The organism is Aquiflexum sp. (genome assembly GCF_041751335.1).
Classification (GTDB): domain Bacteria; phylum Bacteroidota; class Bacteroidia; order Cytophagales; family Cyclobacteriaceae; genus Aquiflexum.
In genome coordinates this window covers 1-8,215 of the sequence record NZ_JBGSXS010000157.1, presented here as the reverse complement: position 1 = coordinate 8,215, position 8,215 = coordinate 1, and the positions used below count along the sequence as shown (strand labels likewise).

The 8,215-nt window shown below is 38.6% G+C and carries 7 protein-coding genes, 1 tRNA gene and 1 pseudogene; 5 read left to right on the top strand and 4 right to left on the bottom strand.

Features of this window, described 5'->3' with window-relative positions:
* The 3 genes from ACEW8U_RS08950 to ACEW8U_RS08940 all read right to left on the bottom strand — a co-directional run.
* Positions 1–338 (bottom strand): STAS domain-containing protein (locus ACEW8U_RS08950; protein WP_373521699.1); only part of this gene is annotated, 338 nt, incomplete at its 3' end.
* Positions 335–802, bottom strand: coding sequence for a Fur family transcriptional regulator (locus ACEW8U_RS08945; RefSeq protein ID WP_373495010.1), 468 nt, complete (start codon positions 800–802; stop codon positions 335–337). The genes ACEW8U_RS08950 and ACEW8U_RS08945, both read right to left, overlap by 4 nt.
* A gap of 72 nt (positions 803–874) precedes the next feature.
* Entirely contained in the window at positions 875–3,097 is a 2,223-nt protein-coding gene (locus ACEW8U_RS08940; RefSeq protein WP_373521698.1) for a bifunctional (p)ppGpp synthetase/guanosine-3',5'-bis(diphosphate) 3'-pyrophosphohydrolase, read from the bottom strand.
* A 132-nt stretch (positions 3,098–3,229) separates the two neighbouring features.
* Here ACEW8U_RS08940 and ACEW8U_RS08935 point away from each other — a divergent pair.
* From ACEW8U_RS08935 to ACEW8U_RS08915, 5 genes are all read left to right on the top strand, one after another.
* Positions 3,230–3,311, top strand: a tRNA-Leu gene (locus ACEW8U_RS08935).
* A 108-nt stretch (positions 3,312–3,419) separates the two neighbouring features.
* A complete protein-coding gene (tig, locus tag ACEW8U_RS08930) occupies positions 3,420–4,748 on the top strand; it encodes a trigger factor (RefSeq protein ID WP_373521697.1) in 1,329 nt (442 codons plus the stop codon).
* Positions 4,749–4,826: 78 nt separating this feature from the next.
* Complete coding sequence (locus ACEW8U_RS08925; protein WP_373521696.1) at positions 4,827–5,501, top strand: ClpP family protease; 675 nt, start codon at positions 4,827–4,829, stop codon at positions 5,499–5,501.
* Positions 5,501–6,727 (top strand): ATP-dependent Clp protease ATP-binding subunit ClpX, encoded by a 1,227-nt coding sequence (clpX, locus tag ACEW8U_RS08920; RefSeq protein ID WP_373521695.1) that lies wholly within the window; start codon positions 5,501–5,503, stop codon positions 6,725–6,727. Before ACEW8U_RS08925 ends, clpX begins: the two co-directional genes overlap by 1 nt.
* 153 nt (positions 6,728–6,880) lie before the next feature.
* Positions 6,881–7,648, top strand: a complete 768-nt coding sequence (locus tag ACEW8U_RS08915; protein WP_373521694.1) for an RHS repeat domain-containing protein — start codon at positions 6,881–6,883, stop codon at positions 7,646–7,648.
* A 140-nt stretch (positions 7,649–7,788) separates the two neighbouring features.
* On the opposite strand, the pseudogene ACEW8U_RS08910 reads toward ACEW8U_RS08915, so the two are convergent.
* A pseudogene (locus ACEW8U_RS08910) lies at positions 7,789–8,215 on the bottom strand (dihydrolipoyl dehydrogenase); the annotation flags it as partial.

The following is an 8,215-nucleotide window of genomic DNA, read 5'->3' as shown; positions in this document are numbered from 1 at the left end:
AATTCTTTCTTTGCTTCCTCCATGGTAGGAAAAACAGTGAAAATATTATTCAACTTGGTAATGATCAATAACTTTTTCACATGTTCAGATGGTGTAGTCAGATACACATCACCTCCTGCATTTCTCATTTTAGTCAGCATAGTGATCAAAAGTCCAATTCCGCTCGAACTGATATACCTCACTTCGGAAAGATCCACGACAAAAACCATCACTTTGTCATTGACAGCATCCGAAACAAATTCAACCAGTTTCGGTCCAATATCATCTCCGATCAAATCTCCGGTCAAGTATAAAAAATGAGCCTTTGCTTCTTTTTCAATTTTGTATTTTAATTTCATATTTTAGGTCTGTTTTCGCAGTTCATAATTTGACAGCTTCCATAGAGAATCAAGGAATGATGCATTACTTTGAATTCGAGGATTTCTCCAACAGTATTTTGGATATTCTGGATCCTAGGGTCACAAAATTCTTTCACTTGGTTACATTCTACACAGATGAGATGATCATGTTGCTTGTACCCATAAGATTTCTCAAATTGGGCGAGATTCTGACCAAACTGGTGTTTTGTTACAAGGTCACATTCCACCAACAAGTCTAGGGTATTGTACACTGTTGCTCGGCTAACCCTATAATTTTTGTTTTTCATACTGATGTACAACGATTCAACATCAAAATGCCCCGACCTGCCATAAATCTCCTCCAAAATGGCATATCGTTCCGGAGTTTTCCTAAGCTTTTTATTTTCCAGGTATGCTGTGAATATTTTCTTTACCTCTTCAAAAAGGGTTTCGTTAAGGGCCATGTATCTTGGATTTTGTGCAAATATAACTCTTCTTATTTAGAAAAGATTCAAATAATACCTTCCAATATCCATTTAATCAAACCTTGTAACTTTAATAATACCTTCTACTTTTGATAAGTTGGCAACCATCTTTTCCAAGTGTGATGTGCTGTGTACATATAATTTGATCGTTCCTTCAAAGAGTCCACTGTCCGAGTCAACTGTGATAGAACGCATATTTACTTTAAGCTCATTTGAAATTACCTTGGTGACATCATTGATCAAACCTACCCGGTCTGTCCCAACAATCCTCAAACCGGCCAGAAATGCAATCTGTTGCTGACTGGTCCACCTTGCCTTGATCACCCTATTGCCGTGATTGGATAGGAGCTCCAATGCATTGGGGCAAGAAGTTCGGTGAATTTTGATGCCTTCATTAATGGTCACAAATCCAAAAACATCATCTCCGGGAATAGGATTACAGCATTTTGCCAATATATAATCCACTACGTCCATATCCTCCCCAATCAGCAATTGATCGTGTTCTGGACCTTTTAGGTTTTTGATTTCCTTGGTAAAGGATGTTTCATCCTTTACCTTTTCATAGGTTACTTTTCCTTTTTGCTTCTTATGATCTCTAAACTCCTTAAAACTTTTGATAGAAGTCGCATCAATAATCCCTCTTCCCACTTTGTAATAAAACTCGTTGGGCGTTTTGGTTTCAAAGTATGCGCGCAATTGCTCCACAATTTCAGAAGTAAATTCTATCCTCATTTGCTTCAATTTTCTTTGGACGATTTCCTTTCCATCCATTACGACGGATTTCTTATCCTCCCTAAGTGCATCCTTGATTTTGGCTTTGGCCTTTGAGGTCACCACCGAATTAAGCCAATCCTCAGTCGGTTTTTGTTTGTTGGAGGTAAGGATTTCAACCTGATCCCCATTTTTCAATTTATGGTTGATCGGAACAAGCTTTTGATTGACTTTGGCACCAATACATTTTGCCCCTACCTCCGTATGGATTTCAAAGGCAAAATCCAGCGCCGTGGCCCCAAAAGGAAGGACTTTTAGTTCTCCTTTGGGTGTAAATACAAATACCTCATCATGGAAAAGATTTCCCCTGAAATCATCCATAAATTCAATAGCCGAACCATCATTGGATTCCAATAGCGTCCTGACCTGAGTAATCCAATCATCGAGTCCTGTCCCTGATTTGGCCTGGACAATATCCTTATCCTTATATTTCCAATGGGCGGCATACCCTCTCTCCGCAATGTCGTCCATTCTGGCCGAACGGATTTGCACCTCTACCCACTGACCAGTATTACTCATCACTGTAGTATGAAGTGATTCATATCCATTTGCCCGTGGTGTACTGATCCAATCTCTCAACCTATCAGGATTGGGGCGATAAAAATCCGTAACGATAGAATATACTTGCCAACTATCTGCCTTTTCATTGTCTATTTCACTTTCAATAATGACTCTAACGGCAAATAGATCATAAACCTCTTCAAAAGGTATGTTCTGTTTTTTCATTTTATTATAGATCGAGAAAACAGATTTGGGCCTTCCTTTAATGGTGAATTTGAAACCCTGCAATTCAAGTTCTTCTTCTATTGGGGCAATAAAGCTTTTGATGAATTTATTTCTGGAAACCCTGGTTTCGTTGATTTTAGTTAATATAAACTGATAGGTATCCGAATCTGTAAATTTCAGGTACAAATCTTCGAGTTCGGATTTAATGGTATAAAGACCGAGTCTATGTGCCAAGGGCGCATATAAGTACATGGTTTCAGAGGCTATCTTCAATTGCTTGTGTCTGGGCATGCTTTCCAGCGTACGCATATTATTAAGCCTGTCCGCAATTTTGATCAAAATCACACGGACATCGTCAGACAAGGTCAGAAGCATTTTTCTAAAATTCTCTGCTTGTTGGGAAGACCCATATTCAAAGACTCCGGAAATCTTGGTCAGGCCATCTATTATCTGCATGACTTTTGGGCCAAATTCCCTTTCGATATCTTCCAACTCCCAATCGGTATCCTCCACTACATCATGAAGAAGGGCTGACACAATACTAGTGGTACCGAGACCAATTTCTTCCACACAAATCAATGCAACCTCCAAAGGATGATAAATATAAGGTTCCCCTGATTTGCGGCGCATTTCTCTATGAGCATCATTGGAAACATTAAAAGCTCTTTTGATGACCTTGGAATCCCCGTCCTTCAGCATGGGTTTGGCCATCTTGAGAAGCTTCCTGTATCTCTTAATAATTTCCTTTCTTTCCTCTTCCAGATCAACTTGTATCATATAATCTAAGCTAAAGCAATACTTTTATCTAAACAACGAAAGTCGAATAGTTTTTTTCAAATATTTATAGGGGAATTTTCAATTCAATTTTTGCAAGTTAAATTTTACTTATTACCTTTGCGACCACATTAAGCGGATGTGGCGAAATTGGTAGACGCACTAGACTTAGGATCTAGCGCCGTAAGGCATGGGGGTTCGAGTCCCTCTATCCGCACATTTTCCGGCCCTCAATCAACTTTCCGATTTCGAACCTGAGCAGGAACCTCGAAAAAAGAAATGGGATTGAGGGTTTTTAAATTTTATCAAACCAAAATTCTACAAATTGGAAATCACATTAGACAAGCACGCAGCAAATCAAGCTTCTGTTAAAATTAAATTAAATGAAGCAGATTATCAACCAAAGGTTGATGCAAAACTGAAGGACTATGCAAGGAAAGCCACCATCAAAGGATTCAGACCTGGTAAAGCTCCTGTTTCTATGGTGAAAAGAATGTACGGAACATCTGTTCTTGTTGAAGAAATCAACGAACTTCTTTCTTCCTCTCTCAATAATTATCTTAAGGAGCAAACTTTTAAAATTTTGGGGGATCCCCTTCCTATCATTGAGGATGCTGATAAAATAGATTGGAATACCCAAAAGGAATTTGAATTTCAATATAAAATAGGTTTTGTAGACAATGTTGAGGTCAACTTTGACGGAACACTGGAAGCAACCTCCTATTCAGTTGAGATGGATGGGAAAGAAGTGGACGATGCCATCCAAAACTTGAGAAGTCAATATGGCAAAATGACCAACCCAGAAATCAGCGAGAAGGACGACTTTATTTATGGTGACCTGAATTCAGCAGATGGTTCTTTTGAAAAAACTTTTTCTCTCGCCTTGTCCAAAGTAGATCCCAATTCCCTAAGCAAATTTGTTGGGCTGAAAAAGGGTGATGTTGTAGAATTCGATCCTTCCAAAACCATTGTAGAAGATCTTGCTACAACCATCGGTGTGGATGAGGACGAGATCGAAAAACTTTCCGGTGATTTCACCTTCACTGTTCAGAATATCAATAGAACAGAATTGGCAGAATTCAACCAGGAATTTTTCGATAAGCTTTTTGGCGAAGGTCAAGTAGATTCAGAAGAAGGATTGTTAGCTAAGGTCAAAGAAATTATGGCTGAAAACTACAATAAAGAAATTTTGGTTTACAGCGATGAGAAAATCAAGGAAAAGCTCGTCGAGCAGGCAAATATCGACCTTCCTGAAGTTTTCCTCAAAGAGTGGTTGCTTAAAGCCAATGACGGAAAAGTGACCGAGGATCAAGTAGAAAAGGAATACCCTATCTATGCCAAACAATTGACATGGACTTTGATTTCCAATAAAATCGCCAAAGACAACAGCATTCAGGCGGAACACGAAGATGTAATTGAAAAAACCAAAGAAATGATCAGATCGCAATTTGCCTCTTCAGGACTTGGTGCACAATTGGAAGCCAGCATGGATATGTTTGTGGATAATTACCTCAAGGGAAATGATGGACAGAATTATATGCAGTTGTTAACTTCTGTACAGAATGAAAAAGTTTTGGCCTATGTGAAGGAAAAAGCCAATGTTAAAGAAGAAAAAATCAGCATTGATAAATTCAAGGAACTCTTAGAAAACTAATTTCTAGATAAAATTGTTAAGAAAAAGTCCTTTTGTAATGGCTTTTTTTATTTTTGTACATTACATAAAAATTAAATTATGATCAACAGAGACGAGTTTAGAAAATATGCTGTTCACAGTAGAGGCATCAGCGGCAATGCATTTGACCAATACAATACTTTTGTTGAAAACATGACCAGGTCGGTCATCGAAGAAAGGCCTACTAATTTCCGTGAAATTGACGTGTTTTCAAGATTGATTATGGATAGGATCATTTTCCTTGGTACCCAAGTGGATGATTTTATAGCCAATATCATTACCGCCCAATTGTTGTTTTTGGAATCAACCGATCCAAAAAAAGATGTGTTACTATATGTTAACAGCCCAGGTGGTTCTGTAACAGCAGGTTTGGGAATCTATGACACCATGCAGTATATCAACCCTGATGTAGCGACTATCTGTACAGGAATAGCCGCATCTATGGGTGCAGTCTTATTGGCAGGCGGAGCAAAAGATAAGAGATCTGCCCTTCAACATTCCAGGGTGATGATTCATCAGCCATCAGGCGGCATGCAAGGTCAATCCAAAGACATGGAAATTTCATTAAAACTGATCTTGTCCATGAAGCAGGAACTGTATCAGATTCTGGCTGATCATTCAGGTAAGAGCTTTGAAGAAATCGAAAAAGATTCAGATAGAGATTATTGGATGAAAGCACCTGAAGCCAAAGAATATGGCCTGATAGATGAAGTATTGATCAAAAAAATTAAATAATGGCACAAGTTACCTGTTCCTTTTGTGGAAGAAATAAGAGAGATGTAGACCTGATGGTTTCAGGAATATCGGCACATATATGCAATTTCTGCATAGACCAGGCCTATCAGATTCTAGGAGAAGAAGAAAAAAACAAGAAACCAACCAAGAATCCGAAATTCAAACTTAAGAAACCAAAAGAGCTTACCGAATATCTCAATCAATATGTTATCGGTCAATATGATGCCAAAAAAGTATTGACAGTTGCAGTTTATAATCACTATAAAAGGTTACAGCAAAAAGTCCATGATGAGGATGAGATTAAGATTGAAAAATCCAATATCATCATGGTTGGGGATACCGGAACAGGAAAAACCTATCTGGCAAAAACTTTGGCCAAAATCTTGGAAGTGCCTTTCTGTATTGCCGACGCGACTGTACTTACAGAAGCTGGCTATGTTGGAGAAGATGTGGAAAGCATTTTGACTCGTCTCTTACAGGCGGCAGACTACAATGTAGAAGCTGCGGAAAGAGGTATAGTATATATAGATGAATTGGATAAAATCGCGCGGAAATCAGATAACCCCTCGATTACCCGTGATGTAAGCGGAGAAGGTGTACAACAGGCGCTTTTAAAGTTGTTGGAAGGAACAGTTGTAAACGTTCCCCCACAGGGAGGAAGAAAACATCCTGACCAAAAGATGATCGCTGTCAATACAGAGAATATCCTTTTTGTCTGTGGTGGAGCCTTTGATGGTATAGGTAGGCATATAGCCAAAAGGCTGAATACACAGCCAATGGGCTTCAACAAATATATAGAAGGCAAACAGGTAGATAGGGAAAATCTTCTTCAATATGTTACATCACAGGATCTTAAATCTTTTGGATTGATCCCTGAGTTGATAGGAAGGCTTCCTGTCGTGACCCATTTGGATCCACTGGACAAAGCCACTTTGAAAAGTATACTCACCGAGCCCAAAAATGCACTTGTTAAGCAATATAAGAAACTATTGGCTATGGAAGATGTCACACTTCAATTTGAGGAAAGCGGTATAGACTATATCGTGGAAAAGGCAGTGGAGTACAATCTAGGTGCAAGGGGATTAAGGTCAATTTGTGAAGCCATCATCACCGATGCCATGTATGAGTTACCATCCGATGATACCATCAAGGAATTGGTAATCGATGAAAAATATGCCCAAGACCAGTTTGATAAGTCTAAATTTAAAAAACTACAGGTAGCTTGATGGAATTTACATAATAAAATACTCAATTTACAGTTCGAAACCGCAGGAATCAATTACATGATTTCTGCGGTTTTTTTAACCCATTTAAAATAAAACTACTGTTTTTTTTTACTAAATATTTTTTAGTAGATTAATGATTAAATGGACTTGGATATGAATAGGTTTTATCAGAGTATCGCCCTATTGTTGATTTTATTTTCCAGCTGTGATATAGCCACAATTACAGATGCCCCATTAACAAATGAGGAAACTTTTAACCTTTTGACAATATTGGAAAAGTCTGTGCCTGTAGGTTTTCATCCTGACTTACCTAACTCAAAAACATATTTTCAGGGTAGCGGAGTGATCGGCTATTCATATCATTATTTTGATTCATTGGGCAAAGAATTGGTGAAGGTCGGATTGGGTCCGGAAAGAGACACCACAGGATTTTCTTTTTTTACTTATTCTGAAAAGGGCTTACTTATTGAAAAAAAGGTCAACATTCTGAGAAATCAAGCATTCCCTTGGGAAGTATTCCAATATCATTATAATGATTCTGATCAGTTGAAACAGATAACAAGAAATGGAAATAATTTTGAGTTATATGAATACAATGAGCTAGGTCAAGTAGTAAAAGTCAACCTTGGAGGAAATCTTCAATTAGCTGAAATTTATATTTTTGAATATGATTCTATGGGTAGGGTCAAAAGGCAGTTGTATAAAAGTCAAATAGAGGGAGATTCACCTCTTCGGGATTGGTATTATGAATATAATTCTGATGGACTGTTAGTTTCCAAATCCATCCCGATTTCTGATACCCAAAAAGAGGTGATGTTTGAATACCGGTATGATGCACAAAATAGGCTGGTAGAAGAAACTGAGTATTATCCTGAATATGGGTTTTCACTTTGCCTGAGGAGTATAATTCATTATGCTTAAAGGATATATATATGCCTTCATTTTATTCAAAACCTTTGAGGTCTTCCCAATCGCGACGACAGGACCTCGAAGGTTTTTAAACTCGAATCCACGACAAAGACCTTCGAGGTTTAGGAAAAAACCTCAAAGGTCTTAAGGGGTTAAACATGCAAAGCCCTATTATCCGTCGCAGCCAAACAGGCTTCTTTGAAAGCTTCTGTATAGGTGGGGTGAGCGTGAGACATTCTGGCGATGTCTTCAGCTGAGGCCCGGAACTCCATGGCCACTACCGCTTCCGCTATCATATCTGCTGTTCTGGGACCTATCATGTGTACACCCAGGATTTCGTCAGTTTCGGCATCTGCCAATACTTTGACCAAGCCATCTGTGTCCATTGAAGCCCTTGCCCGGCCCGAAGCCAAAAATGGGAATTTTCCAGTTTTGTACTTGATGCCTTTTTCTTTTAACTGCTCCTCAGTATAGCCAACTGCTGCCACTTCTGGCCATGTGTAAACCACACCCGGGATCAAAAGGTAATTGATATGTGGTTTTTGACCTGCGATCACTTCTGCTACAAAAGTACCTTCT